Here is a 25,590-nt window from a genome sequence, read left to right as displayed (position 1 = left end):
GGTGGCGGGAGAGGACGGTGGGCAGGCGGCGGGCAGTGGCGACGAAGGCCTCGAACTCCCGGCCTGCGAAACCCTTGTCGGCAAGGATCACCTGCCCGGCCCGGATCAGGTGGTGGTCGCGTTCCAGCAGAGCGGCCATAACCTCCCGCTCTCCGAGTTTCGGGTTGGCCAGGCACCAGGTGACGGGCATGCCCTCGGCGGTGGTGACCAGGTACAGCCGGAATCCCTAGAAGAACCGGGAGTGGCTGCGGCAGTTTCGACAGCCCCGTCCCCAGGTCCTCGTTGTTCATGACCGGGAAGACGAAGGCTCAGCCGTGGGCGGAAGGTCGGAGCTGTCCTTCATGTCGACGACGAAGAAGCAGGTTCGCCGGCCTTCCTCGGGCCCGTAGTAGGGAACCTTCACTACTCCATCGGAAGCAGACACCGTCACCGGCTGCCGAGCACCCGCCGCGCACTACTGATCACGTGGTGGGCTTCGGCGCCGTACACCGTGGACTCCCGCAGGGTGCGTCACACCTCGATCGGCATCTCCGGCGCCAACCTCCATGACAGTCAGGCCCTGCAAGCCCTGCTACGGGGGATCCCGCCGGTCCGCTCCCGCCGCGGCGCACGCCGCCGACGCCTCGCCAAGCTCCACGACGACAAGGGCTACGACGACCACCTGCGCCGCCGGCTCCGCAAGCGCGTCATCCGCCACCGCGTCGCACGCAAGGGCATCGAGTCATCGAAACGGCTCGGCCGCCACCGCTGGACGACCGAGCGCACCACGGCCTGGCTGGGCGGCTGCCGCCGCCTGCACCGTCGCTAACAAAGCCGAGCACTGCCTCGCGTTCGCCGCCATCGCCTGCACCCTCATCTGGCCACCGCAGACTCGCCAAACGAGATGAGCTCCAAGAAAGGGCGAATACACAGCTCCGAGCCCCGTGGACCGGGGCAGCCGGGTTCCAAGATGCACGTCCTGCCGAACTCGAACGGACTGCCCCTCCGCTGAACCTTTCTCGGCCATGCCGCAGCCCTGTGGTGCCACAAGCGCCTCCACTGACCATGGAGGACACGGTGTTAGTCCATTCGGTTTCAGTGAAGTGACGCGCAGCAGAGGGCGGGGGTTGGTGCGAATATGGTCCTCTCCCCCGCTCGTCCTTCTGATGGTGTCTCCGACCCACCTGCGCGCCGCCGGAGGATGCGGACGTCACTCCGTCCGCGTCGCGTCGCTCCGTGGGTACTGCCTGCCCTTGTCATCCTGATCGTCGGAGTACACCGGCGCTGGATGGCGGACGATGCGCACATCTACGTGCGTACGGTTCGGCAAGTTCTGGCCGGCAACGGACCCACCTTCAACGTGGGGGAGCGGGTGGAGGCGTCCACCGGCACCCTGTGGCAGTGGCTGCTGGTGCTCGCCGGAATGTCGGGTGTCGACATCCCCACTGCGGCCGTGTACGGCGGAGCGCTGCTCACCGCCACGGGGTTCGCGCTCGCCGGGCTGGGATGCCGACGGTTGTACTCGACCGAGGCGTGCCTGCCCCTCGGCTGTTTGGTACTGCTCGCGTTGCCGCCGGTGTGGGACTTCGCGACCTCAGGTCTGGAGACCGGGCTCACGACGTGCTGGCTGGCAGGGGCCTGGTTGCTTCTCGTTGCCCGGCCCGGGTCCTTGGGGACCTGTACCGTTCTCGGGCTGGGCCCCCTCGTGCGGCCGGACCTCGCGCTGGTGTCTGCCGTCTTCCTTGGCGCGCAGTGGCTCACCGTGAGGCCCGCAGGGCGGCAAACGCTCGTGGGCTGCGGCGCGGCGGTCGCGCTCCCCACGGCGTACGAGATCTTCCGCGCGGGCTATTATGGGTTTCTGGTGCCGCTGCCCGCGATCTCCAAGGACGCCTCCCAGAGCATGTGGGGGCGCGGTTTCGGCTACTTGGCGGACTTCACGGTTCCTTATCTGCTGTGGCTGCCCGCGGTGACGGTGCTCGCCGCCGGGCTACTGGTACGAGGCAGGCGTGCTTCGGCACCGCTCGTCCCCGTCCTCGCGCCCATCGTCGCGGGACTTCTGTCCTGGGCGTTCGTCGTCAAGGTGGGCGGGGATTTCATGCACGGCCGGATGCTCCTGCCCGGGCTGCTGCTGATGCTGTTGCCCGTCTTCATCGTCCCTGTCTCGCGTGCCGTGACGATGGCCACGATCGGTGTCGGCATGTGGGCGGCTGTGTGCGCGATCTGGATGCGCACTCCGTACGAACTGAGCGCTTGGCCTCCCGGAATCGACGACGCCCGGGCGACCACCATCCGTGCGCACGCCGCACAACATCCGGTGCACCACACGTTCGCCGGCGTCCCGTACATCGTCGCGTACAAGCACCTGGTACAACAGGCGGAGCGCGACGGTACGCCGACCCTGATGTTGCACAACACGCGGCTGAAAGCCGGCGCTCCGGGAGTCACCGGCGTGAAGGGAGTCCTCGGTTACAACGGCACTGTGGTGCCTCTCTCCGGCACTGCGATCGACCCGATCGGCCTGGCCTACCCGCTTGCCGCCCACTCAGAGCGGATCAATGGCGCCCGGCCCGGGCACGGCAAGAACCTACCGGCGGAATGGATCGTCGCCGACCGTGGTGCCAGAGGCAGTGCGCCGCGCGGACTCGACCCCGCGAAGATCGAGGCAGCTCGGCGCGCCCTGCGCTGTGGGCCCCTCGCCGAAATGCGCGCCGCCACCACGGAACCGCTCACTTTCGGCCGTTTCCTGCGTAATCTCACCGGAGCTTGGCAGCGCACCACTTTCCGCTTTCCGAACGACCCCGTACGCGCCGAGCGTGAGCTGTGTGGCCACCGCGCGGCTGAACCTGACCCAACCGCTTGAGGACACCGCACCGACGAACTGGACCGTGCCGCTGGAGAACACCGCACCACTGAAGTCGACAGGGGTGTTGTGCGAGCGCATCCTGCGGGAACGCGCCGCCCGTACGAGCATTCCGAGAGCGCACAACCTGGCGCAACGGGCACCGCGACCGCCTAGGCGACCGCGGGTGTCGGCGCTGCCTCGGCAGTCGAAGACCCCCACGGTCGTGTCTCACCGCGGACATCGCCGAGGGCACCGCCGGCACGGCCCGCAGACGCACTCGACTTGCCCACCATGACGAGCGCTCCGGGGGCCCGGTCATCATCCGGACAGGAGCAAATCCGCCCAGTCCCCGGTCACGCGTTCCAGCGAGAAGGACTCGTGCACCTGAGTGCGGGCCGCCTCCCCGGCCGACCGCCATTCGTCCGGCCCCAGATCGGCGATGGCGTCCGCCATGGCCTCCGGGGTCTCATGGATCCACCGCCGGTCGTAGATCTCGTCCGCACCCTCCCAGGGCAGCAGGGCCGGTACGGCACGGGAGGCCATGCCTTCCGCCGTGGCGAGGTGAAAGCTCTCGAGGTCGCTGGTGGACAGCACGTGCCCGATGCGGCGCAGCCAGCTCGGCACGTCGGGCCCGAAGGAGTCGAAGACGACGGCGCCCTCGAGCAGCGGCGAGGTCTGCATGCGGCGCAGGACGGCATCGTAGTGCGCACGCTCCCCGGGCTTGTTCCAGATCCACCAGTACTCCCACGGGGGCTTGGACTTGACCGACAGGTGCCAACGCCGGTCACGGGCGCGCAGCTTCTCCAGGACATCGAGGCCGAGGTCGAGGCGTTTGAGGCTGGGCACAATGCCGATCATGCCGAGGCGGAAGTGGGCGCCGGGCACCTTGGGACGGTCGAGCTGGGCGGTGTCGACCCAGTTCGGGATGACCGTGATCTTCGACTCCGGCCAGCCGGTGTGCTCCCGGGTGCGGCGGGCGTAGCACGGGCTGACGCACACCACCCGGTCGACTGCGTCGATGTCGACCTGCCGCGGCCAGGGGCCGGTCAGCTCGAAGCGATGCAGGCGTACGACGAGGCGGCTGCCGCGCCGCTTGTGGCGGCTGTACCAGACGGCGGCTGGTCCACACCACTCGACGAACACGACGTCGGCCCAGTCGGCGAGCTTCCTGCTCGCGGCGGGGTCGTGGCGGGCGAGCGCGGGCCAGGCGTCGACGCGTACGTCGAGGCCGGGCAGTGCCCGGAAGTGGTCGAGCAGCCGGGTGAGGAACTTCAGGTCGTGGCCCGCGACACCGAGCCGCAGCGGCCGTTGCCGTGCGGCCACGGCAGGTGGCGCGGGCGGGAAGGCGCGGGCGAGGTGCTTGCGCCACCGGTCCGCCGCGGCCTGGAGGGTGTACCGCCCGGCGGCCTCCCGGCAGCGCTCGGCCGCAAGCCTCCGGGCCTGGGGCTCGTGCACAGCGAGCGCGACGGCCTCGCCGACGTCGTCGAGCGCGGCGCTCCGGGGCACGTACAGCGGGTAGTCGCTGCCGAGCAGCGCCTCGTGGGCGGGCGTGCGGTTGAGGACGACGGGCAGACCGAGTGACCCGAACTCCAGTACTTTGGTGGAGAGTTCCAGACTGGCGTCCAGGGACGGGTCCCGCCAGCCAAGGCCGAGGTCGCAGTCGGCAGCGATGCGCATGGCCTCCTCGCGAGGCTGTCCGCCGTGGTGGTGGACGCCGGGTGCGGTGCGCAGCGCCTGGGTCATCTCGGACTTGAACTCGGGGTGGGTGCGGTCATCGTGGATCTTGTCGCCCACCGTGTGGAGTTCGGCACGGATGTTCCGCTCACGGAGCACAGACGGCAGGCGCGTCATGGGCAATGTATTCCAACGCGGCGCGAACTTGCCGGTGTAGACGAGCCGTAGCGGGTCGTGCGGCCTGTCGCGCTCCGGCAGAGGGAAGCCGGGGACAGGTACGGCGGGTGGGCTGAGCACGCTCTTGCCGCAGGCCTCCGGCACCCAGGTCTCCAGGAAGCAGCGCAGCTCCTCTGTCTGGCAGAGGATTCGGTAACAGGCGGCGGCGACGCGGCCAAGGTCCGTGCGGACCGCCTCGCTCATCTCGGCGGCCGACTGCGGGATGTCGGTCAGATAGGCCCAGATCCGCCCGTCGAAGGCGCCGTCGGCGACCAGACGAGTGACCACTCTCCGGCCGCGCAGCACCAGCAGGTCGCAGGGCTCGTCACCGTCCAGCCGGGCAAGCAGTTGCGAGGCCTGCGCGGGTGAGAGGGAGGGGCGTGGCCCCTGCTCGGGCACCAACCTCTCTTCGTAGGGACGCACCACTGTGACGCCGGGCAGCCCGGCCAGCGGTCCGATCAACCGTTCGGTGCGGACGGGCGACTTGAGGACGAGCCGCGTCCGACAGCCCGCCAGCGACAGCGCCTGCACCGTCGACTGGGCCCACACGGCGGAACCGTCGATGACATTGAGGTCGACGTCGCCGTAGACGAGCGCATGGAACGTGCGGGTCATGCGTTCTCCTTTCCGCGTACGGCGAACAGCCGGTACCCCGCGCGGAACCAGGTGTCCGCAGACGTGCCGGCCAGGACCAGGGACCGGCGGACGAGGACCGGCCGCAGGACCGGTACGAAGGCGTAGTCGTCGTCGGTGGGCGTGTGGCCCACGGCGTCCGCGCCGGAGTACTCCTGGGCGCACATCAGGTCGAGCAGCAGGGTGTCCGGTCGGTCCTCGGACGGGTCGGTCCAGTCGGCGACCCACGGGGCGGTGGGTTCTCCGGCGTGGACGGCGACGCCCGCGCCAGTGAGTTCCTCGAGCGCGGGTACGACCTGGCCGGGCACGACCACCTCGGTCGGCCGGTGCACCTGCCCGAGCACCTGGTCGGTGAGGCGGGCCAGGTCGGTGTCGTCCCGGGGCGCGGCCAGGACGGCGACGCGGCGCCCGTCAAGCGGATCGGGGGCTGCGGTCAGCCCGGCGAGCCGCGCCAGCCGTACCCGGGTGCTGTCCTGCTGGAACGCCTCCCACAGCCGTGCTCTGCCATCCGCCACGGGGTCCAGGCGGGACAGCCGTACGCCGGTGTCGCCGTCGACGACGGCGTCGAAGGGGAGGTGGGCGAGCCCCGGCGCGGCTGCCGCCGGTGCGTCCCGCCACAGCACCGACTTTCGCCCCAAGGCCTTCGCCTGGCCGATGAGTTCGGCCAGGTTGCGGTCGAGGTCGGGGGCCAGTCCGGTGCCCGCGAGCGACCACGGGCCGACGGCATCGCAACAGGCGCTCAGCTGCACGACGAGCGCGTCCGGGTCGGTGCGCTCCAGGAGCAGCCGTCCGTCGTGCGGCAGCAGCCGGTTGACGACGGCTTCCGCCGCGAAGTCCTCGGCGGTGCTGTCGCTGAGCACTCCCGCGATCACCAGTCGGTCGCGGGGCGCCGAGGACAGGGCACGATGGGCGAGGTGGAGCCGGCCGTCGGACACCGCGGTGTCGGGTTCCCGGGCCGGTGTCACCGGACGGGTCGTCGTTCCGCGGCCGCGTCCGCGCCACAGCCCGTACAGCTCCCTCGGCAGCCGCGTCATGCCGCGCCCGGGTGACCGAGCCGCGGCGACCAGCGCCCGCCCGATCCGCAGCGAGGTCGAGCCCTCCAGCATGGCCACCCGCGCCTCCAGTAGCGCGACCCGGTCTCGGGCGCCTCGCAGTGCGGAGTCCAGCTGAGCCTTCTCCCGCGTGACGGCGGCCAGACGCTCGGCCGCGTCGTCGGCACGGGCGACGTCCAGGGCGCGGGTGGTCTCCTCGGCCGTACGCTCCAGGTCGAGCGTACGGGCACGCAGGGAACGGGAGACGAAGTCGGCGAGGACGTACTCGTCGGCCATCCGCAGCGCCGTGGCGAAACCGTCCGACGGGACGGCACGGCCGAACCAGTCGTGGAGCGGCAGGAGTTCCTCGGTGCAGGCGAAGACCGCGCCCGCGTGCAGGTGGGTGTAACCGAGGGCGGCGGCCCGCAGCACCTGGCATCGGTGGGTCACCAGGTGGTCGAGCAGCCGGTGGTAGGGCAGGTCGGGGCCACGGTGGCCGAACAGAATCAGGCCTCTGCCTCCAGGGCGCATCCGTTCCAGTACGGCGAGACAGGCTGCCTCGTCACCGTGCAGCTGGGGATCGGGACCGTAGGACAGCAGCACCAACTGGCCGGGACCGACAGGTTGTTCGTGGTGGCTCAACTCGACGCCCTGCGGAAGATGGAGATAGCGGTCCAGGCGCAGACCGCGGCCCGCCGTGGCGTCCACGACCGTGGTGACGCCGTCCAGATGGGGATGGAGCAGATCGATGAGGCGCATCAGCGGATCCTCGTGAAGACGTGGAAGCCGACCGGGTTCTCGCGGAACCCGTAGGGCTCGAACAGGGTGTGGCGCAGGCCGAGGGGTTCGAGTTCCCGGCGGTAGGCGGCTGTCGGTCGGTGCACGATGTAGTCGCCGAGCGGGGAGCGGTCCTGCGCGTCCTCGTCGGCGACGATCAGCCGGCCGGTCACCCGCACGAGGGACGCGAGGTTGCGCAGGCCGGCCGACCACTGCGCGTCGTCCATGACGTGGAAGAGGACGTCCACGCACACCACGACGTCGTACGGCCAGGGGTTGCGCCAGTCGGTGAGCGAGGATTCCGCGTAGCGCGGGCCGCCGCCCTCGGCGCGGGCCTGCGCGATGGCTGCGGGGCTGGTGTCGAAGGCGTCGACGCGGTGGCCGCAGCGCGCCAGTGCCCGGGCGAAATGGCCTTTGCCGCAGCCCGCGTCGAGCACGAACACCGGGGACGGCGGGTTGGACAGGTCGCCGATCAGGGTGAGCAGGGCACCGAGCCGCAGCGCGTAGAAGATCTCGTTGCCGGGGCGGTCGAGGCCGATGTGTCCGCCGGAGGCGAGGTCGTCGCGTTGGCGGTGGCGGGTGTTCCAGTAGGCGCGGGTGCGATCGTCAGCGGGGGCGACGGTCGTGGCGAGGTCGTCCGACGTGGTCGAGTCAGCCATGGCTCTCCAGCCAGTGGGTGAGCACCCGGGCGATGCGGGGACCGGCCTTTCCATCCCACAGCGGCGGGCCCTCGGCGGGCGCCGTCACCGCGCCGACCAGCACCTTGTGCAGCGCGGGCGCCAACTCGTCGTGCCGCACCAGTCGGTTGGTGCCGTGGGTGACGGTCACCGGGCGCTCGGTGGTGCCGCGCAGGGTCAGGCAGGGTACGCCCAGCATGGTGGTCTCCTCCTGGACTCCGCCCGAGTCGGTGATCACGGCGGCTGCCCCGCGGACCAGGCTCATGAACTCCACGTAGCCGAGCGGTTCGAGGAGGTGGACGCCGGGCGTGTCCGCGAGGCCCGCCGCGCGCAGCGCCGCCCCGCCGCGCGGATGCAGCGGTACGGCGAGGTCGAGGTGGGCAGCGGCCTCGGCCAGGGCGCGGACGGCGGCGCTGGCCGCCCCGGGGTCGTCGACGTTGGCGGGCCGGTGCAGCGTCACCACGCCGTAGCGTTCGGGCAGTCCGCAGGCGGCGCGGGCAGCGACCGGGTCCAAACGATCCAGGTGACCGACCAGGGTGTCGATCATCGGGTTGCCGACGAAGTGGACGCGGGTGGGGTCGATGCCTTCCCGGCAGAGGTGACCCACAGCCTCCGGGCTGGTGGCGAACAGGACCTCGGACAGCTGGTCGACCAGACGCCGGTTGACCTCTTCCGGCATCGACATGTCGAAGCTGCGCAGGCCCGCCTCGACGTGGACGACGGGGATCGACAGCTTGGCCGAGACGAGGGCTGCGGCCAGGGTGGAGTTGACGTCCCCGTAGACCACGACAACGACCGGCGCCCGCGCGGTCAGCTCGGCTTCCAGGGCCACCACCAGGTCGGCCGTCTGCCGAGCGTGGCTGCCGGAGCCGACACCGAGGTCGGTGTCCGGTTCGGGCAGGTCGAGTTGGCGGAAGAAGATGTCCGACATGCGTGCGTCGTAGTGCTGCCCGGTGTGGACGAGCACCTGGTCGCAGCCGGCCGTGCGCAGGGCGGCGATGACCGGTGCGGCCTTGACGAAGTTCGGCCGAGTGCCGACGACATGGAGTACAGGGCCGTTCATTTCCGTTGGTCTCCGCTCCGTCGGCCTACCGTTACGATATGTCCCGTCATATCCCACATGCGCTTATCCTGGCGGTATCCGTCGCTTGGGCTGAGCTGCGCCACGACCCCGTTCGAGCGATACTGCTCGGCGTTCGGATGTCGCCGGCGCCCGTCCGGCACCGGCTGCGGCGACTGGAGCGACGGCTCGCCGTCCGCGCCCGGACGGCCGGGCCGACCGCAACGCCGTCCGCGGCGCGGACGCCCACACCCGCCGGGCGAACCGTCCGGCCGGTGGCGGGCCGGGTGCTCCATCTCGTCACCAACGGGCTGCCGTTCAAGCACGCCGGCTACACGGTGCGCACCCAGGCGCTGGCCGAGGCGCAACGGGCGGCCGGGCTCGATCCGCACGTCGTGACGCGTATCGGGTTCCCGGTGGCGCAGGGGGTGCTCGACGCCCGCCCGCTGCAGATCGTGGGCGACGTGCCGCAGCACCGGCTGCTGCCGCTGAGCCTGCCGTACGGGCAGAGCGCGGTGCTGGCACGCAACGCCGAGCTGGCCGGCCGTCTGGTGGAGCGGCTGCGGCCCAGCGTCCTGCACGCGGCCACCGACCACGGCAACGGGCGCGTAGCGCTGGCCCTGCGCGCGACCTACGGGCTGCCCGTGGTCTACGAGGTACGGGGCTTCCTGGAGGACACCTGGCTGACACAGGCACCGGGGCGGTCACGGGACGACGAGACCTACCGGGCCCGGCGCGAGCTGGAGACGTACTGCATGCGCGAGGCCGATCTGGTGCTGACTCTGGGCGCGGCGATGAAGGCCGAGATCGTGGCGCGCGGAGTACCCGAGGAGCGGGTGCTGATCTCTCCGAACGCGGTGGACGAGACGTTCCTGACTCCGCTGCCGGACGGCGCGCCGCTGCGCGCCCGGCTCGGCATCGCTTCGGACGACCTGGTCGTCGGCACCGTCAGCAGTCTTACGCCACACGAGGGCATCGGCACTTTGCTCCATGCGGGTGCCGAGTTGCGGCGCCGGGGAGTATCCCTGCGACTGCTGATCGTGGGTGACGGTCCGGAACGCCCATCACTGCAACGACTTGCCGCTCGACTGGGGCTCGACGACGGCGTCGCTCTGTTCACCGGCCGGGTGCCGCACTCCCAAGTGCGCCACTACTACGCCGTGCTGGACGTCTTCGCGCTGCCACGCGCCGACGAGCGCGTGTGCCGCCTGGTGACCCCTCTCAAGCCGGTCGAGGCGATGGCGAGCGGCCTTCCCGTTGTCGGCAGCGACCTCACGGCCCTGCGGGAACTGGTCGAGCCGGGAGTGAACGGACAACTAATTCATTCTAAATCACCCCGTGTCTGGGCAGATCTTCTAGAAGAACTTCTTTACTGTCAAAAGCGGCGAAAAGAATGGGGAGCGGCCGCTCGCGAGTTGGTCGCGCGCGAACGCACCTGGAAACGGGTCGCGGCCACGACCCATGAGGCATACCGCAGTCTCGGATGCGTCTGACCCCCGCCGCCAGCCTGCACCTTCGGTCCATCACGTCCTGCCGTTCGGCGGGGCCTGTCCTGAGGCGGAGTGAATCGCAATGCAACTGTCACCGGCCGAACCACTCGGAGAATCGAGGGCCCAACTGGTGGAAGAAGAACGTCAGGACCGCGTCGAACTCGCGGTGATCGGGCTCGGTTACGTCGGGCTGCCACTCGCGCGCGAGGCGGCCTCCGTCGGCCTGAGAGTCGTGGGCCTGGACCGGGACCCCCGGGTCGTTGCGGGACTCAACGCCGGCCGCTCCCACGTCGACGACGTGTCGGACGAGGACGTCCGCCGGATGCGGGAGGCGGGATTCGCGGCGTACGCCGACGACGCCTGCCTCGCCCGGGCGCAGACCGTGGTGATCTGCGTACCGACCCCGCTCAGTGCGGACGGCGGGCCCGACCTCAACGCGGTGACCTCCGCCGCCCGCGCGGTCGCGCGCAGGCTGCGACCCGGACAGCTCGTCGTTCTGGAGTCGACCACCTACCCTGGGACCACCGAGGAGGTCGTACGGCCGCTGCTGGAAGAGTCGGGGCTGCGGGCGGGCGAGGATTTCGCGCTGGCCTTCTCACCGGAGCGCATCGACCCCGGCAACACCACGCACGGACTGCGCGAGACACCCAAGGTGGTCGGCGGCTGCACCCTGTCGTGCGCCGCCCAGGCGGTCGCCTTCTACGGAAAGCTCGTCGACACGGTCGTCGAGGCGAAGGGCGCCCGCGAGGCCGAAATGGCCAAACTGCTGGAGAACACCTACCGGCACGTGAACATCGCCCTCGTCAACGAACTGGCCATCATCAGCCGTGAGTTGAATGTCGACGTCTGGGACGCCATCCGCTGCGCGGGTACCAAACCGTTCGGCTTCCAGGCCTTCCGGCCGAGCGCCGGCGTGGGCGGGCACTGCATCCCCATCGACCCCAACTACCTGTCCTACAAGGTGCGTTCCTCACTCGGTTACGACTTCCGCTTCGTCGGGCTGGCCCAGGACATCAACCGGCGGATGCCCGAGTACGTCGTGCGTCGCGCGCAGGACCTCCTCAACACCGCCGGGCGGCCGCTGCGCGGATCCCGGGTGCTGCTGCTCGGCGTCACCTACAAGCCCGACGTCGCGGACCAGCGCGAGACCCCGGCCCTTCCGGTGGCCCGGCTGCTGCGGGGGCGGAAGGCCGAGGTGTCCTTCCACGACCCGCACGTGCCGCTGTGGACCGTCGACGGGGTGACCGTTCCTCGCGTCGGCGATCTCTTGGCGGCCGTGCGCGATCACGACCTGACGATCCTGCTGCAGGACCACTCCGCCTACGACCTGCCCCTGCTCGCCGACGAGGCCCGCCTGCTGTTCGACACGCGGGGGCGGATCTTCCACCCCGGGGTCGAAGTTCTGTAGGCCGCCATCCCGCACGTCCGAACGTCCCTGGGCCGCCGGGGAGTTATGAGGTTCTCTGATGCGTGTACTCGTCGTCACCATCGTGCATCACCCCGAGGATGCACGGATCCTGCACCGGCAGATCGCCGCCCTGCGCGAGCGCGGCCACCAGATCGATTACGCCGCGCCGTTCGCGGCGAGCGGCGTGAAGCCGCGGCCGGGCGTCCATGGCCTGGAGCTGCCCCGGGCCGCCGGCCGCGACCGTCGCACGGCACTGCGCGCGGCCGGCAGGCTGCTGGCCGAGCGCGGGCCGGAAGCGGACGTGGTGCTGCTGCACGACCCCGAACTACTGCTGGCTCTGCCCGCCGCGATGCGCCGCTGGCGGCGTGCCGGGCGGGCTCCGGTGACGGTGTGGGACGTGCACGAGGACACGGCAGCGGCACTGGTGATGAAGCGCTGGCTGCCGGGAGTGCTGCGGCCGTCGCTGCGGCTGGGCGTGCGGGCCGCCGAACGGCTGGCGGAGCGGCATCTGCGGCTCCTTCTGGCCGAGGACGCGTACCAGGCCCGTTTCCGCCATGTCCACCCCGTCGTGCCGAACTTCGCGACCGTACCGCCTCTTGCGCCCGAGCCACCCTGCGACCACCGAGTGGTCTATCTGGGCCACCTGTCGCGGGCGCGCGGCGCACTGGACGTCATCGAAACGGCACGCCTGCTGGGACCTGCCGTGCGGGTCGAGGTGATCGGCGAGGCGACCCCTGACGTACGAGACGTGCTCGCGCAGGCCGACCGGGACGGAGTGCTGCGCTGGTACGGCTTCCTGCCCAACGACCGTGCGCTCGCCCGGCTCTCGGGCGCTCTGGCCGGCCTCTCCCTCCTGCACGACCAGCCCAACTACCGTCACTCGCGCCCCACCAAGGTCGTCGAGTACATGGCCCACGGCGTGCCGGTCGTCACCACACCCACCCCGCTCGCGTCCGAGCTGGTCCAGCGGCACGGCTGCGGACTGGTCGTACCGTACGAGGACCCGGCGGCCGCGGCCAAGGCCCTACGCCGTCTGCGCGCCGACCCGGAGCTGCGGGCCCGCGCGGCCCGGCGGGGCCGTGAGGCCGCCCTGTCCGGCCTGAACTGGCACATCAGGGCGGCCGAGTTCGTCACCCTGCTGGAGGGATGGGTGAACGAGGCGAACACCAGCAGGCACGCCGCCTCCCGCTCCGCATCGCTGAGTGACGCGGCCCTGGTCGGCTGAACCCCCTCGGCCAGCCGGGCGACACGCGTTGACCAAGGCGTGCGGCGCCCACGGTCCGCGCCGCCGGCTCCGCAAACTCTTCCTCGGACGCCTCGATACCGGGGCTGGCACGGCCCCGTCACCACGATGAGGAAGACGGCCCGCCGCCGGGTGCGCCGGTGACACACCCGGCGGCGGGCGAGCGTCCATGGACGGCTGGAGGTCCTTTCACCGGGGTGTCTCCAGCCATGCGCCCCGCGCCGGTCCGGTCGGCGGGCGCACAGCGGCTGGACGGGCCGCTGTGTCATCCGGTGTGGTGCAGCCACCGCTGGAGGGTGGCGTTGATGCTGTCGGGCAGGGCGCTGAGCTGTTCGATGGCTTCCCGGTCCCCGGGGCAGGGAGGAATGCCGGCCGCGGTCAGGGTCGCGGCAGGTCCAGCCGCCGCCGGTCACGCGGTGTGATTGCCGTGTCGGGGCGCTCGGCCGGATTGGACGGCGGCAGGAGCAAGTCCCGCTGGTCGGCAGCCTCCCACCCAGTTGGTCCCGCTCTCGTCGCAGGCACCAGGGTCGGCAAACGTCTCGGGCGAGTCGTACTTCTCGGTGGCTTTCGCACCCGACGGACGGGCCCTGGCGTCGGCGGGTTCCGACGGCACGATCCGCCTGGGACATGGCCGAACGCGCCCCTGGCGACGCTGACGGCCGCACCGAGCAGGTCGTCTCCGTCGCCTGCGCGCCCGACGGCCGGACCCTGGCCTCGGCCGGCGCCGACCGTACGATCCGCCTGTGGGACGTGGCCAGGCGCGCGCCGCTGGCGACGCTGACCGGCCACGAGGACTACGCCAACGACGACCGGCGTGGCTCGAAGGGGTACCTGAGTGGACGACGCCGACGCCGACACCGTGACGCGCTCGCGCCGGGGGGCGCCAGGAAGGCGGCTCGGCATCGGGCTTGTCGAGCCGCACCGGACACTGCCGTGTGCCGCGATGATCCCAGGCCCGGGGGGGAGGTCCGTTCGGCTGGTCCGAGGAGTACGGTGAACACACCGAGGATATTCCGCGCACCGGCCTCCATGCCTGTGTCGTTTTCGGCGATCGACGACACCGGGCCGGTCGCGACCGGCCTGGGGCAGGGTTCGCGTCATGACTGCGACCACTTCTCACCCGCCGACACTCGAGGACCGGTCCTCCTCTCCGTCTCTCCGCCTGTCACTGGCTCCCGCCGGTTCCGCACCGGCTTTCCTGGACGGCGCCTGGTGGCCCCGCTCCCGTGATCTCGAGGCGGAACTCCCCTCACTCACGGCCGTACTCGATCCGCTGTGGGGGCGCATCACCCGGGTCGCGGTGAATCCCGTCCACTGGCCCGTCATCCCGCGCCAGGTGGCCGTGGCCGGACATGTGCTGAAGGCGGGCTGGTTCCTGGCGGAGCAGGACCCGCACGAGCTGTTGCTGCTCTCGTACCGCGTGGGCCGCTGGAACCTGCTGGTGATCCCGCCGCAGATGGCTCCCGCTGCGGCCGCGTGGCTGATGGCGGCCGCGAGCGACCCACGGCGCACGTCGCGCGCGAGCCGGTTGGTGGAGGAGGCGGAGCGCCTGCCGACGGTGGCGGAGTCCGACCGGGCCATGGAGACGGTCCGGGACTCCGAAGGAGCGCATGAGGTGCTCGATCCGGCCGCACGTCCGGCAGTGGGGTGACTCCCGTCTCCCGTTCGGCCGCAGCGCGCACATGACAGGCCGGACCCTTCCTGGCCATCCGCCCGCCCGATCCGCGGACTTCGCTTTTCGAGAGGGCACCCCGGCCCTGCGGCACCCCACATGGACACGATGCCACCGGCGCGGACCTACCGTGCCTGCGATCCCCCGGCGCATCCCAGGACAACCGATCCGGCGACCACGTCGGTGAACGCGTGCTGCCGGACCGGCCGTTCACCCCGGCAGCCGCCGCTGGAGCACCGTCGCGTCACATCCGCGCCGCCTCGGGCGGCGCGCTGTGACGTCCCCGCCACGCTGGCTCGCGAGCATGTCGCCGTGCGGCCGATGAGGACGCCGCCGTGCGACCGGGGAGACGCACGTCACATCCACTCCTGTCACATCCCGCCGAGCTGCTCCGTCAGAGCTGTGTAACCACCAGCAACGGCAGAGGAGTTCACCATGGACGCTCGCTTGAACCTCTTCGGCAACCCGGAGGCCACCAAGATCCTCAAGCACCTCACCTCGGCGGGCAAGGTGCTCGCGGACTCGACGCTGCCGGCGGCGACGCAGGAACTGGTGAAGATCCGCGCCAGCCAGATCAACGGCTGCGGTTTCTGCACCGACATGCACACCAAGGAAGCCGCGCACGCCGGGGAGACCCCGACGCGCCTCAACCTGATCGCGACCTGGCGCGAGGCCACGGTGTTCACCGACGCCGAGCGCGCAGCTCTGGAACTGGCCGAGCAGGGCACGCGTCTCGCCGACGCGGCCGACGGTGTCACGGACGAGGCGTGGGCGAACGCCGCCAAGCACTACGACGAGGACCAGCTCACCGCGCTGGTGTCCCTCATCGCCCTCATCAACGCCTTCAACCGCGTCAACGTCATCGTCCGGCAGCCCGCCGGCGACTACCGGGTCGGCCAGTTCGCATAGCGAGAAGCACCGGGCCGGGACGGCCGCCAGTGCCGTCCCGCACCGGCACCGGCGCACGCCCCGGGCACCTCTCGCAGGGCCCGGGGTGGGCGTCGTGCCCCGGCCGTCGACGACTGATTACGCTGCCGGCCGTGACTACGTACGAGCTGTTACTCATCGGCGGTGGCGCGGGCGTGGGGAAGACGACGGTCGCCTGGGAGGTGTCCGCGGCGTTGCAGGCGAGGGGAACGGCGCACTGCCTGATCGAGGGGGACTACATGGACCAGATCCATCCCGCCCCCGAAGGCGACCCTCACCGCACAGCGATCACGGAACGTAACATCGCCGCCGTCTGGTCGAACTACGCCGCTCTCGGTCAGCGCCGCCTCATCTACACCAACACGGTGAGTGTCCTGGAAGAGCCGATGATCACCCGCACCATGGGCGGCGGCGGGACCAGGGCGACCTGTGTCCTGCTCACGGCCGAGGAAACCACCGTCACAGAGCGGCTCGCTCAGCGGGAGATCGGATCCCAGCTGGCCGCTCACATCGAGCGGAGCCTGAGGATGGCACGGCATCTGGATGAGCACGCTCCCGCGGACACGGTACGTATTCCCACCGACGGACGCACGGTTCAGGACATCGCCCTGGAGGTACTCCGGGCCGCCGCCTGGTAAGGGCTGTCGACGATCCGTGGCTACTTCACGCGGCCCTCGGCTTCTTCCTCCTCCTCCGCTTCCTCGTCGGGCAGGTGGACGTCGTCGACGGCTATGTTCACCTCGACGACCTCCAGACCGGTCATACGTTCGACCGCCGTGATGACGTTGGTACGGACGTCACCGGCGACGTCCACGATGGACACGCCGTACTCCACGATCAGGTCGAGGTCCACGGCCGCCTGGCGCTCGCCCACCTCGACGCTCACTCCGCGGGTCACGCTGGGGCGTCCGCCGGGGACGCGGTCGCGTACGGCTCCGAAGGTCCGGGCCATACCGGCGCCGAGGCTGTGGATGCCCGGCACCTCGCGCGCGGCCATCCCCACGATCTTCTCCACGACGCTGTCGGCGATGGTCGTGCGCCCGCGCGTCTCGGGCGCGGCGTCGGCGCCGCTGCGGCCCTGGAGGGTCCTGCCTGCTGGGCCGGCCTTGTTCTCGTTGGCGGCGGGGCGGCTGAGGGTGTCTGACATGAGGACCTCCCGAGGGTGTCCTGCGGGCGCCGGTGCGGTGCCCGTCAAGGATTGGACACATCGCGGCCGCGTTCCTCACGCGATTCATGTGACGGACACCACATAGAATGAGGGGGTGTGCGCGGGCGGCGGGGTCACGGCCCCCGGCAGGACCAGGAAGCGAGCGGTGGGCGGTGACCGGGCCGGCCACCCGGTTCACCCGGTTGCGCACCGCCCGCAGGAGCCTGTCCCCACCGCACTCCCCGACCGGGTGCTGGCCGTGCGCGCTGCCGAAGGCGACGACGACGCCTTCGCCCTCTTGGTCCGCCGGCACAGCAGCCCGCTGCTCGCGCTCGCCCACCACCTCCTCGGCAACCGGGCCGACGCCGAGGACGCCGTCCAGGAGGCGTTCCTCAGCGCCTGGCGGCGGCTCCCGGAGTTCCGCCACGGGGCTTCGTTCGGCACCTGGATGTACCGCATCGTCACCAACCGCTGTCTCAACATCCTGCGTCGCCCTCGCGCTGTCCCCCTGGACGGGGTTCCTGAGCCCGCCGACCGCGACGCGTCCGTCTCCCCGCCGTCCGTCGCCGAGGCGGACGCGGCGGCCGCCGCCCTGTCGCACGCGCTGCGCGCACTGCGTCCCGAGCAACGGGCCTGCTGGGTCCTGCGGGAACTGCACGGCCTGCACTACGAAGAGATCGCGCAGGTGACCGGGGCCAGTGAACAGACGGTGCGCGGCAGGCTGTTCCGCGCACGGCGCGCACTGCAGGAGGCGATGGGCCCATGGCGCTAGACGACCCTCGGCTGCGCGCGGGAGACGAGCTGCTGCCCTGCGGGCATCCGCTCAGCCGCGCCTGGGAGCAGGCGCGTGACAGCGAGGCCGGGACAGAGGCACCCGCCGGTCACTGCCCGCACTGCCGGCAGGCCGTCGAGGGACTGGCCGCCCTGGACCGGGCCACCCGAGCCCTGCGGGCCGCCCAGCGCCCGAAGGGTCACCGCCTCGCCGACCGCGTCATCAAGGCCGTACGGGCCGAGGTCCGCCTGGGCGGGATGCTGCCGCTGGACGACCCCGCTCTCGACCTGCGGATCGCCGAGAGCGCCGCCGCCAAGGTCCTGCGCCGCGCCGCCGACCGCGTCCCCGGGGCCCGGGCCGCCAGCTGCCGCCTCACCCCCACCGGCGACGGCACCGCCGTGCACGCCACCATGACCCTGGCCACCACGCTCGACCAGCCGCTGACCGACCGGGCCGCTCAGGTGCGCCGGGCCGTCCTCGACGCCGCGGAGAAGGAGCTGGGCCTGGCCGTCACCGAGGTCGACCTGCGCGTCGACGCCGTACTGGACCCCGCCGACGCGTTCGGTGACGCGTTGCCGGAGCGGAGCGAACCGCGATGACCGGCGCGCGGGACGCGGACGTCCGCCGGGCCGCTGTCCGGGCGGCGCTGGAGGTTCCCGGCGTGAGCGCGCTCCAGCCGAGCCTCGCCGACCGTCTGGCCACCGCGGCCCCCCGCGCCCGACGGGCCATGGCGGGCGCCGGCATCCCCTCCACCGAGGCCGGCATCCGGCTCAAGCACACAGCCGACGAGGGCTGGCACGTGGAGGTGCGCTGCGCCATAGAACAGGACCACCGCGCCCTGGACGTCGCCCGGCAGGTACGCGCCCACGTCCACGCCGCCGTGACCGCCCACCTGAACCAGTACGGCACACCCGCCCCGGTCACCGTCCTCGTCACGGTCGCCCGCACCGGATGACCAGCCTGTCCGGTGCGGCGGCGGTGACGCGAGGCGCGGCCGGGCTCGACACGGCGCGACGCTGTGCACCACGGACTCGCCCGGCGCCAGGACAGCCGGATCAGCCGGATCAGCTCCCGTCAGCCGGGTCAGCCGAGACGGCCGGATCAGCTCGCCTGCTTGCTCTGTCGCAGAACCTTGTCCGTCATGTCCGCGGTCTGGTTCGCGGGCGGCTCGTCGGCCTCGACGTCCGTGCCGAAGTCGGAGTACTCGATGAGCATCCGCACCGTGGCCTGCTGAGCCGCGTCGGCCGCGGAAGTCCCCTTGTTCGCGGGGGCCTTGAAGGTCATGTCGACCTGCTGGCGCCGGATCCGGCCCTCGTCGTCGAGCCAGAGGTTCATCGGCATGGTGGAGCCGACCTGTTGCCGCAGGGCGGCTCCGTCGGGCAGCTTGGCGACGTCCACCATGACCCGGTACTGCGTGGTGTTCACACCGTCGATCGTGGTGGTGCCGACCTTCTTGACGTCCTTGTCGGTGACGCCCTTGGCGAACGCGGCCGAGTCGGCCGGGTCTGTGATCCCCTGGTCGGCGCCCAGGCCCCCGCGCGCGGCGACCTTCTTCAGATCGATCTTGATCCAGGGCTTGTTTCCCGGCACCTGCGACTTCTGCCCGGCGGGCAGTTTCTGATACAGGATCTGGTCGACAACCCGCTGCTCGAACGTCTGGTCCGCGACCCGGACCGTCATGCTGCTTTCGCCGTCCTGGAAGTCGATGGCGCCCTGGCCCTGGGTAGTGACGGATTTCCCTTCCGCGGAAGTCCGCACGCGCATCGTCATCCGCGCGGATTCCGCTTCTTCCGTCTTCCGGTACGCCGTGCGGACGTCCTGGGTTCCCTCTTCGCGGGCGCCGGGGCTGCCGGCCCGCGCGTTGCCGCTCGACTTCTTCCCGTCGGACGAGTCGTTATCGCCGCACCCCGTCAGCACGACGCACGCGAGCACGCCGACGACGCCCGCCGCTCCTAACCGAACTCCGCGAGTCCTAGCCGGCACTGTGGCCACCCTCCCGATCGTGTGAGCAAAGCCGAATTCTTCCTGTCGCCGGCGACCCACTCGGCTCCGGTCGGCGACGTCCCGACGGGTTACCACCCGAAACATGGAGTAACGCGCCGGGGCGCAGAAGGCGGAAAACGGTCGGTCCCCACCAGACCGCGGCGGAAAAGCGGAATAATGGATTCTGCTCAGCCGTCGAACCAACTCGGCCCGGAACGGCTGCGCACGCTTGCCGGTCACCGGCGGGCGGCCAGGGCGGCTTCGCGTTCGGCACCGCATTTTTCCCGCAGCCCCACAAGTCGGCAGCAGGGGAGAATAGAGGCATGCGACCGGCGCGCGCGGGGCGCATGTCGCTCTACGCCAATCGTGCGTCCGCACAGCACTCCGATAATATGCCCGCCGCTGGCATCGGGAATGAAATTCCCTTCGTACGAGAGGGACTTGAGGCCCTTGCGGGGGACTACGGATGCCTGCACACTCGAATGAGTTGGCGCGCTGATCGACGCATGAGTTCGCCGGGCGTTGTAGATCGCCGACGCATTTCCTTCCGTACGTTCCACCGCCGATGAATCGACATTTCCGCTGGGGCACTTCCGGAGGATCACGCGTATGGCCTGGCTCGCGCTCGGATATTTCCTTGCCTATATTCCCTACGCCATGCTCGTGAAAGCGGTGTCCAGCGGGGTGTCCCCGCTTGCCGCGGAACCGGTCGACGGGCTGGTGCTGCTGCCGGCGGCCGCCCTCGGACAACTCGCCGTCATGCCCTTCTTCCTGCTGGCCAGCGGCTGGTGGCGCCATGCCCGGCAGCGGGAGATTCCCGGGGTGGGCCGGGTCCGGACACCGGGCGGGGAAACGCTGCTGGCGGGATTCTGCACCGCGCTCATCATCGGCACCACCACACTGAATTTCACGTTCGCCGGCGTCTCCATCCTCCTCGTGCTGCTGCTGATGCGCGGAGGTGTACTAGTCCTTTCCCCGCTGATCGACGCGGCGCGCAAACGGAAGGTCTCCGGGTCGGCGTGGGCCGGGCTGACGTTCAGTCTGCTGGCGGTTTCGGTGGCTCTCGGCGATGTGGGCAGTTATCACCTCACCCTGGCGACGGTGGCGAGCGTGCTCGTCTATCTCGCCGGTTATGTGGGGCGATTCGAGATCATGAGCCGTGCGGCCAAAACCGGAATGTGGGAAACCGATCGCCGGTATTTCGTGGAGGAGCACGCCGCCGCACCGGTCTTCCTGGTCGGAATGCTGGCGTTCGCGGCCCTGGCCGGACAGCCGGAGTTGCGCACCGGATTCACCACCTTCCTCGGCACCCCCACCGCCTGGGCGGCTGCCGGCATCGGCGTGGCGTACGAGGTGCTGTTCGTCCTCGGCACGCTGATCTACCTCGACCGCCGCGAGTACACCTGGTGCGTCCCGGCCAACCGGTGCGCCAGCCTGCTGTCCGGCCTGGTCGCCTCCTACGCCCTCGCCGGGCTGGCCGGGCTGCCGGTCCCGGGCGACGCGCAGCTTCTCGGGCTCGTCTTCGTCACCGTCGCCATCGCGTCCTTGTCGTATCCCGCGACGGTCTCCTGGTGGCGGGAACGGGGCAGCCGTACGCGGCGGGTGCTGTTCGTGTGCGGCGGCAACACGTCCCGCTCGCCGATGGCCGAGGTCATCGCCCGCACCCACGCCGCACAGACGGGGAGTTCCGCGCATCGCGTGCGCTTCGCCAGTGCGGGGGTCCGCCCCGCGCGGCCCGGAGCCCCGCTGGCCCCAGCCGCCCGGGCCGCGCTCGCCGACCTGGGCATACGGGGCCTGCCGGGCCGCGTACACCCCCGTCGCCACCGGGCGCGGCCGATCACCCCCAAGCTGTGCCGCGACAGCTCCGTCATCTACTGCATGACGCGCGCCCACCGCGACGCCGTGGTCGCCCTGGCGCCCGACACCCAGGGCCGCACCCTGTGCCTGGACCCGCACGGCGACGTCCCCAACCCCGACGGTCAGCCGCCCGAGGTCTACCGCCAATGCGCCCTGCGCATCGATGAGTTGGTCCGCACCCGGCTGCCCGAGTTCCTCGGCGCCGGCCCCGGTCCCGGTGTCCGCGCCGCCGGGCTCGGCTGAGGCGTGGGAGGAGTGAGGCGCCCATGACGGATCATCACGTCCCCGCCCCCGTGTACGACGGTCCCGTCCCCGCGTGCGACGGTCTGGAGCTGATCGCGTCCCGGCACTGCAAGCGCGCCTTCCTCGACCGGCCGGTGCCACGGGCCGTGCTGGAGGAGGTGTTGCTGGCCGCGGGCCAGGCGCCCTCCGGACGCAACATCCAGCCGTGGCGAGTGACCGTGGTGACGGGCAGCGCCCTGGACGCGCTGACCCGCACCCTCGTTGAAGTCTTCGACCGCGGAGAGCCACCACGGCCCGACTACCCGCACCGGCTGCCGACGCTCGACGACACCGCTACGGAACGCGCCCGAGCGGCCCTGGCCGGAGTGCTCCGCGCCAAGGGGCACACCGCCGACGACGCCGCGGCCACCCGGGCCCATCTCCGTGACAACCCGCTTCTACGGCGCTCCGGCCGCCCTGGTCTGCCACCTCCCCGGCGACGCGGTGCCCGGCACGTTCCTGGAGACCGGCCTGTTCCTGCAGAACGTCATGCTCGGCCTGGTCGCCCGCGGCCTCGGCAGCTGCCCGCAGTTCAGCGTCGCCGGCTACGCGGACGCGCTGCGCCGGAAGCTGGACATCGACGCGGACCGGATCATCGTCTGCACCCTGGCCGTCGGCTACCCCGACGAGGCGGCCCCGGTCAACCGGTTCGTCCCACGGCGGGCCGGTCTTGAGGAGTACGTGCGGTGGAGCTGACCCCTGGCGGCGACGGTCACGCCGGCGCCGTGCGCCGGGCCCGGCTGGTGGCCGTGGCCACCGAACCCGACGACCTCGGCAGCACGAGGCTGCGCGGCCTCGACGGCGTCGCCGAGAGCGTGGAGGTACGGGCCGACCTGCTCGGCGACCCCGACCCCGGCCGACTGCGCAAGCACTTCACGGGCACCCTGACGTACTGCCTGCGCAGCCCGGCCCCCGGCGGGGGCGGCGACCCGGTCCCGGCCGAGCGGTTCAGACGGCTGCTGCGCGCCGCGGACCACTACGACATGGTCGATCTCGAATGGCCCGGCGACGTGGCGCGGCCGGAGCTGCTGGCCGCCGTCCCGGCTCAGCGGCGGCGCATCTCCTGGCACGGGACTCCCCCGGGCGGGCCGGGCACCGACGGGCCCGCCGCCCGACGTACGGCGGGTGCTGCGCGACCGGCGGTTCACCGTGACGGCGACCACCACGCACGACGCGCCCCGCCTGTTCACGACGCCGTTCCCGCCCGGCGTCACCCTCCTGCGCGACACCGAGCCGCCGGACCACGCCCGGCTGCGCCGGCTGGTCATGCCGGCGTTCCGGGCACGGCAGGTCCAGCGGTCGCTGCCGGTGATCCAGAAGGTCACCGACGGGTTGCTCGACACCCTGGCCGAGGCGGGCCCGCCCGCCGACCTGGTCACCGGCTTCGCCCGCCCTTTGCCCATGCAGGTGATCTGCACCTGGCTCGGGGTCCCGGTCCAGGACAGCGACCGGATCCTGACCCTGATGGACACGATGAACGGCAAGGGCCCCCTGGAGCGGGTCACGGCGGCCCAGCGGGGCATGTGCGACTACCTGGCCGCGCTGATGGACTCCCGGCGCGCGGCACCCGGCGACGACCTGTTCAGCGACCTGGTCACCGCACACGACGAGCGGGGCGCGCTGTCCGACGCCGAGTTGCTCGGAATGGGCATCAGTCTGCTGTTCGCGGGCCACACGGTGGTCTCCTCCGTCCTGACCTCCGCCCTGTGCACACTGCTGCACCGGCCCGCCGACCTCGCACGGCTGCGGGACGACCCGTCGCTGGCGGAGCACGCGGTGGAGGAACTGCTGCGCTACCACCTCGTCCTGAGGGACGGCCAGATACGGGTGGCCACCGAGGACGTGGACATCGCCGGGGTCACCGTCCGCGCGGGCGAGTCCGTCGTGGTCTCCCTCAACTCCGCCAACCACGACACGGACGTCTTCCCCGACCCCGAGCGCCTCGACCTGGCCCGTGACCCCAACCCGCATGTGGCCTTCGGGCACGGCATCCACCGCTGCCTGGCCTCCCATCTGGCGCGCGCGGAGCTGCGGACCGGCCTGACCTCGCTGCTCGCCCGCTTCCCCGGGCTGCGGCCGGCGGCACCCGAGGCGTCCCCGGACTGGACCGAGCACCAGCGCCTCCAGGTGCTCGCCGCCCTGCCCGTCACCTGGTGAGCGGGCCGTGTGCGTCGGCACTCCATCACCGTCGACAACCTGCGGGCGCCGTCACCAGGCTGGTGAACGCCACCTTCGCCCCCGGGATGCCGCCTGGTGGGGACAGGGCACCGCGTGCGCGTCGGACGCGAAGAAGTCGGACGGCCGAGGCCGAGCAGGTGCTGCGGCGCTTCACCCGCGGCGGCCCCAGGCACCCCGTCTACGCCGCTCTCGAAGAACTCGGCTGCGGGGCGCACGCTCTTCGCGTGTGACTACGGCACACGCGTTATGGTTCGACCAGGTCAGCACCGGGGTCTCCTATGAGTCGGTCCAGCGGATCGGGTGACCGGATGGATCCGTGGTGAGCCAGGATCCGTCCCCGAGGGGCTGGATGTCGTAGGGATTCCCTCCGTGCGTCGAACGCAGCTTGGACCTGGCCGGAGCGACCGCCGCCGATTCGAGCCCTCACCCGCCAGATGAAGCGCTCAGTCGCCCCCTTGGAATTGATAATCTAGTTCTAGGGCATGTCTGATAATTCCCGTCGTCCGCCTGAAGGGCGGGTCCCGCGGCCTTGGCGGGTGCCGGGCGTGGCGGGCATGCGGGAATTTTCGACATCCCAGAAATTTGCCTGGGTGCTCAGGTAAATGCAGCAGGTTGAGCGTCATCACCCATTCGGCCGTCCAAATGCTCATGTTTCTGGCCGAACGGTTTAGACAGTACCCATGGATTGGAAAGCAGGCATATCTCTGGCGGCTACTCTCGCCCTGGCCGCAGGCGCCACAACTGGCTGCGGCCGCGACAGCGTCGCCTCGCCACCCCAACCAGCGCAGACGACGGCTACGACGCCGCCGGACCTCGCCAACGAGCTGGAGGACGAGCAGGTACCGATCGCACCTCAGGGCGCGGCGGTGCCGGAGAGTTCCCCCGGCACCAACGAGAAGACGGTCCATTCGTACCTGACTGATGTCGTCCAGAACGCTGACAAGGTGTGGACCGACTTCTTCCGCCAGATCGGCCTCGACGAACCGTTGGTGAGCTACGCCATCGTCACACCAGACCAGACGCCGATTCGAAGCAAGTGCACAATGCAAACCGAACAGGGGCCGGTGCCGCTGGTGGTCAGTCACGACACCCCCATGGCCTACTACTGCCCCGCCGACGAGTTGTCCCCGGGGCATACAGGCACGATTTATCTGCCGGTCACCACCATGCAGAAGATGTGGACCGGCAACATCTTCGAGCGTCAGTCGAAGCGGACCGGGGACTTCGCCGCTGCCATCCTCACCGCGCACGAGTTCGGCCATCACGTGACCGATGAGCTCCAGATCCAGTACCAGAAGAAGGGCATGCCCTTCCCCCCGCCCGCCGGGAAGTGGAACGAGCTCATCGCGGACTGTATGGCAGGGGCCTGGGCGGCAACTGCCTACCACAGCGGCTACTTGGAACCAAATGACTTCGAAGAGGCTGCCACCGCGCTCGAGGCGCTCGGTGACAACCCTCAAACCCACGGCACACCTGCCGAGCGGAGGGAGGCACTGACCGTCGGCTTTGCAGGCGTTCAAGGGCGGTATGGGCCGGGCTCACCAGCCGCCTGCATCGAGACCTACTGGAAAGACGACAGGCCCTAGCGGAGCTCGACGGCCCCAGCAGTATGGAGCACTGGGAATACGGTGACCGCAGCCGTGAGAATTACGTGACCTTGCACAACACCAAACTACGTGCGACGTAGCTCAGCGGATCCGGGCTGGCAGCACCGACCCGACCTGACCACCCGGCGCGCTCCC

General features: G+C 70.9%; 21 protein-coding genes and 3 pseudogenes. 17 read left to right on the top strand and 7 right to left on the bottom strand.

Annotated elements, in window-relative coordinates; genetic code table 11:
• Window positions 1-40: 40 nt before the first annotated feature.
• Window positions 41-253 (bottom strand): annotated as a pseudogene (locus tag ACYVMZ_RS14525) (IS982 family transposase); the annotation flags it as partial.
• Between the two features lie 246 nt (window positions 254-499).
• Between ACYVMZ_RS14525 and ACYVMZ_RS14520 the strand changes: the two are divergent.
• A pseudogene (locus tag ACYVMZ_RS14520) lies at window positions 500-879 on the top strand (transposase); the annotation flags it as partial.
• A 388-nt stretch (window positions 880-1,267) separates the two neighbouring features.
• Complete coding sequence (locus ACYVMZ_RS14515) at window positions 1,268-2,839, top strand: hypothetical protein (protein ID WP_461079442.1); 1,572 nt, start codon at window positions 1,268-1,270, stop codon at window positions 2,837-2,839.
• Between the two features lie 300 nt (window positions 2,840-3,139).
• Here the strand turns inward: ACYVMZ_RS14515 and ACYVMZ_RS14510 are convergent, their stop codons facing one another.
• The 4 genes from ACYVMZ_RS14510 to wecB are packed head-to-tail and all read right to left on the bottom strand — an operon-like array spanning window position 3,140 to window position 8,892.
• A complete protein-coding gene (locus tag ACYVMZ_RS14510) occupies window positions 3,140-5,326 on the bottom strand; it encodes a glycosyltransferase (RefSeq protein WP_461079440.1) in 2,187 nt (728 codons plus the stop codon).
• Complete coding sequence (locus ACYVMZ_RS14505) at window positions 5,323-7,134, bottom strand: hypothetical protein (RefSeq protein WP_461079438.1); 1,812 nt, start codon at window positions 7,132-7,134, stop codon at window positions 5,323-5,325. Before ACYVMZ_RS14505 ends, ACYVMZ_RS14510 begins: the two co-directional genes overlap by 4 nt.
• Window positions 7,134-7,811, bottom strand: coding sequence for a class I SAM-dependent methyltransferase (locus ACYVMZ_RS14500; protein WP_461079436.1), 678 nt, complete (start codon window positions 7,809-7,811; stop codon window positions 7,134-7,136). The genes ACYVMZ_RS14505 and ACYVMZ_RS14500 overlap by 1 nt, the downstream gene beginning before the upstream one ends.
• Window positions 7,804-8,892, bottom strand: coding sequence for a non-hydrolyzing UDP-N-acetylglucosamine 2-epimerase (gene wecB, locus ACYVMZ_RS14495; RefSeq protein WP_461079434.1), 1,089 nt, complete (start codon window positions 8,890-8,892; stop codon window positions 7,804-7,806). The genes ACYVMZ_RS14500 and wecB overlap by 8 nt, the downstream gene beginning before the upstream one ends.
• Before the next feature lie 137 nt (window positions 8,893-9,029).
• Here wecB and ACYVMZ_RS14490 point away from each other — a divergent pair, with 137 nt between their 5' ends.
• The 7 genes from ACYVMZ_RS14490 (at window position 9,030) to ACYVMZ_RS14460 (ending at window position 16,267) form a co-directional block, all read left to right on the top strand.
• Window positions 9,030-10,382, top strand: a complete 1,353-nt coding sequence (locus ACYVMZ_RS14490) for a glycosyltransferase (protein ID WP_461079432.1) — start codon at window positions 9,030-9,032, stop codon at window positions 10,380-10,382.
• A 127-nt stretch (window positions 10,383-10,509) separates the two neighbouring features.
• Complete coding sequence (locus ACYVMZ_RS14485; RefSeq protein WP_461079430.1) at window positions 10,510-11,787, top strand: nucleotide sugar dehydrogenase; 1,278 nt, start codon at window positions 10,510-10,512, stop codon at window positions 11,785-11,787.
• Window positions 11,788-11,845: 58 nt separating this feature from the next.
• The gene (locus ACYVMZ_RS14480) at window positions 11,846-13,012 is read left to right on the top strand and encodes a glycosyltransferase (RefSeq protein ID WP_461079428.1); all 1,167 of its coding nucleotides are present in this window, start codon (window positions 11,846-11,848) and stop codon (window positions 13,010-13,012) included.
• A gap of 645 nt (window positions 13,013-13,657) precedes the next feature.
• Window positions 13,658-14,260: a WD40 repeat domain-containing protein gene (locus ACYVMZ_RS14475; protein ID WP_461079426.1), complete on the top strand. Its 603-nt coding sequence runs from the start codon at window positions 13,658-13,660 to the stop codon at window positions 14,258-14,260.
• A complete protein-coding gene (locus tag ACYVMZ_RS14470; RefSeq protein ID WP_461079599.1) occupies window positions 14,193-14,681 on the top strand; it encodes a DUF5994 family protein in 489 nt (162 codons plus the stop codon). The genes ACYVMZ_RS14475 and ACYVMZ_RS14470 overlap by 68 nt, the downstream gene beginning before the upstream one ends.
• A gap of 456 nt (window positions 14,682-15,137) precedes the next feature.
• Window positions 15,138-15,611 carry a carboxymuconolactone decarboxylase family protein gene (locus tag ACYVMZ_RS14465; protein WP_461079424.1) on the top strand — a complete coding sequence of 158 codons (474 nt, stop codon included), beginning with the start codon at window positions 15,138-15,140 and terminating at the stop codon, window positions 15,609-15,611.
• A gap of 131 nt (window positions 15,612-15,742) precedes the next feature.
• On the top strand, window positions 15,743-16,267 hold the full coding sequence (locus ACYVMZ_RS14460) for a nucleoside/nucleotide kinase family protein (protein ID WP_461079422.1): 525 nt from the start codon (window positions 15,743-15,745) through the stop codon (window positions 16,265-16,267).
• 20 nt (window positions 16,268-16,287) lie between these two features.
• Here the strand turns inward: ACYVMZ_RS14460 and ACYVMZ_RS14455 are convergent, their stop codons facing one another.
• On the bottom strand, window positions 16,288-16,776 hold the full coding sequence (locus ACYVMZ_RS14455) for an Asp23/Gls24 family envelope stress response protein (RefSeq protein WP_461079420.1): 489 nt from the start codon (window positions 16,774-16,776) through the stop codon (window positions 16,288-16,290).
• 259 nt (window positions 16,777-17,035) lie between these two features.
• Here ACYVMZ_RS14455 and ACYVMZ_RS14450 point away from each other — a divergent pair, with 259 nt between their 5' ends.
• From ACYVMZ_RS14450 to ACYVMZ_RS14440, 3 genes are read left to right on the top strand one after another with little or no spacing between them, the layout of a single operon-like run.
• Window positions 17,036-17,548, top strand: coding sequence for an RNA polymerase sigma factor (locus ACYVMZ_RS14450; protein ID WP_461079418.1), 513 nt, complete (start codon window positions 17,036-17,038; stop codon window positions 17,546-17,548).
• Window positions 17,539-18,147 carry an Asp23/Gls24 family envelope stress response protein gene (locus tag ACYVMZ_RS14445; RefSeq protein WP_461079416.1) on the top strand — a complete coding sequence of 203 codons (609 nt, stop codon included), beginning with the start codon at window positions 17,539-17,541 and terminating at the stop codon, window positions 18,145-18,147. The genes ACYVMZ_RS14450 and ACYVMZ_RS14445 overlap by 10 nt, the downstream gene beginning before the upstream one ends.
• Window positions 18,144-18,503 carry an Asp23/Gls24 family envelope stress response protein gene (locus ACYVMZ_RS14440; RefSeq protein ID WP_461079414.1) on the top strand — a complete coding sequence of 120 codons (360 nt, stop codon included), beginning with the start codon at window positions 18,144-18,146 and terminating at the stop codon, window positions 18,501-18,503. The genes ACYVMZ_RS14445 and ACYVMZ_RS14440 overlap by 4 nt, the downstream gene beginning before the upstream one ends.
• 146 nt (window positions 18,504-18,649) lie before the next feature.
• Here ACYVMZ_RS14440 and ACYVMZ_RS14435 read toward each other — a convergent pair whose 3' ends face one another.
• A complete protein-coding gene (locus ACYVMZ_RS14435) occupies window positions 18,650-19,771 on the bottom strand; it encodes a LolA-like protein (RefSeq protein ID WP_461079412.1) in 1,122 nt (373 codons plus the stop codon).
• Between the two features lie 369 nt (window positions 19,772-20,140).
• On the opposite strand from ACYVMZ_RS14435, the gene ACYVMZ_RS14430 reads away from it, so the two are divergent.
• The 5 genes and pseudogenes from ACYVMZ_RS14430 (at window position 20,141) to ACYVMZ_RS14410 (ending at window position 25,434) form a co-directional block, all read left to right on the top strand.
• Window positions 20,141-21,631, top strand: coding sequence for an arsenate reductase/protein-tyrosine-phosphatase family protein (locus ACYVMZ_RS14430; RefSeq protein ID WP_461079410.1), 1,491 nt, complete (start codon window positions 20,141-20,143; stop codon window positions 21,629-21,631).
• 23 nt (window positions 21,632-21,654) lie between these two features.
• Window positions 21,655-21,930 (top strand): annotated as a pseudogene (locus ACYVMZ_RS14425) (nitroreductase family protein); the annotation flags it as partial.
• Between the two features lie 124 nt (window positions 21,931-22,054).
• Window positions 22,055-22,366 carry a nitroreductase family protein gene (locus ACYVMZ_RS14420; RefSeq protein WP_461079408.1) on the top strand — a complete coding sequence of 104 codons (312 nt, stop codon included), beginning with the start codon at window positions 22,055-22,057 and terminating at the stop codon, window positions 22,364-22,366.
• Between the two features lie 429 nt (window positions 22,367-22,795).
• Window positions 22,796-23,827, top strand: a complete 1,032-nt coding sequence (locus ACYVMZ_RS14415) for a cytochrome P450 (protein ID WP_461079406.1) — start codon at window positions 22,796-22,798, stop codon at window positions 23,825-23,827.
• Between the two features lie 701 nt (window positions 23,828-24,528).
• Entirely contained in the window at window positions 24,529-25,434 is a 906-nt protein-coding gene (locus ACYVMZ_RS14410; protein WP_461079404.1) for a neutral zinc metallopeptidase, read from the top strand.
• The last annotated feature ends 156 nt before the right edge of the window (window positions 25,435-25,590 follow it).

It is taken from the genome of Streptomyces deserti, from assembly GCF_054782695.1.
The sequence above is the reverse complement of the archived record's forward strand: the minus strand, read 5'-3'. Positions and strand labels throughout refer to the sequence as shown.

Coding starts and splice junctions, on each gene's coding strand:
- ACYVMZ_RS14490 (WP_461079432.1), top strand. CDS start 9,030: ATGTCGCCGGCGCCCGTCCGGCACCGGCTGCGGCGACTGGAGCGACGG.
- ACYVMZ_RS14465 (WP_461079424.1), top strand. CDS start 15,138: ATGGACGCTCGCTTGAACCTCTTCGGCAACCCGGAGGCCACCAAGATC.
- ACYVMZ_RS14505 (WP_461079438.1), bottom strand. CDS start 7,134: ATGCGCCTCATCGATCTGCTCCATCCCCATCTGGACGGCGTCACCACG.
- ACYVMZ_RS14430 (WP_461079410.1), top strand. CDS start 20,141: ATGGCCTGGCTCGCGCTCGGATATTTCCTTGCCTATATTCCCTACGCC.
- ACYVMZ_RS14445 (WP_461079416.1), top strand. CDS start 17,539: ATGGCGCTAGACGACCCTCGGCTGCGCGCGGGAGACGAGCTGCTGCCC.
- ACYVMZ_RS14455 (WP_461079420.1), bottom strand. CDS start 16,776: ATGTCAGACACCCTCAGCCGCCCCGCCGCCAACGAGAACAAGGCCGGC.
- ACYVMZ_RS14500 (WP_461079436.1), bottom strand. CDS start 7,811: ATGGCTGACTCGACCACGTCGGACGACCTCGCCACGACCGTCGCCCCC.
- ACYVMZ_RS14410 (WP_461079404.1), top strand. CDS start 24,529: ATGGATTGGAAAGCAGGCATATCTCTGGCGGCTACTCTCGCCCTGGCC.
- wecB (WP_461079434.1), bottom strand. CDS start 8,892: ATGAACGGCCCTGTACTCCATGTCGTCGGCACTCGGCCGAACTTCGTC.
- ACYVMZ_RS14510 (WP_461079440.1), bottom strand. CDS start 5,326: ATGACCCGCACGTTCCATGCGCTCGTCTACGGCGACGTCGACCTCAAT.
- ACYVMZ_RS14440 (WP_461079414.1), top strand. CDS start 18,144: ATGACCGGCGCGCGGGACGCGGACGTCCGCCGGGCCGCTGTCCGGGCG.
- ACYVMZ_RS14475 (WP_461079426.1), top strand. CDS start 13,658: ATGGCCGAACGCGCCCCTGGCGACGCTGACGGCCGCACCGAGCAGGTC.
- ACYVMZ_RS14480 (WP_461079428.1), top strand. CDS start 11,846: ATGCGTGTACTCGTCGTCACCATCGTGCATCACCCCGAGGATGCACGG.
- ACYVMZ_RS14515 (WP_461079442.1), top strand. CDS start 1,268: ATGGCGGACGATGCGCACATCTACGTGCGTACGGTTCGGCAAGTTCTG.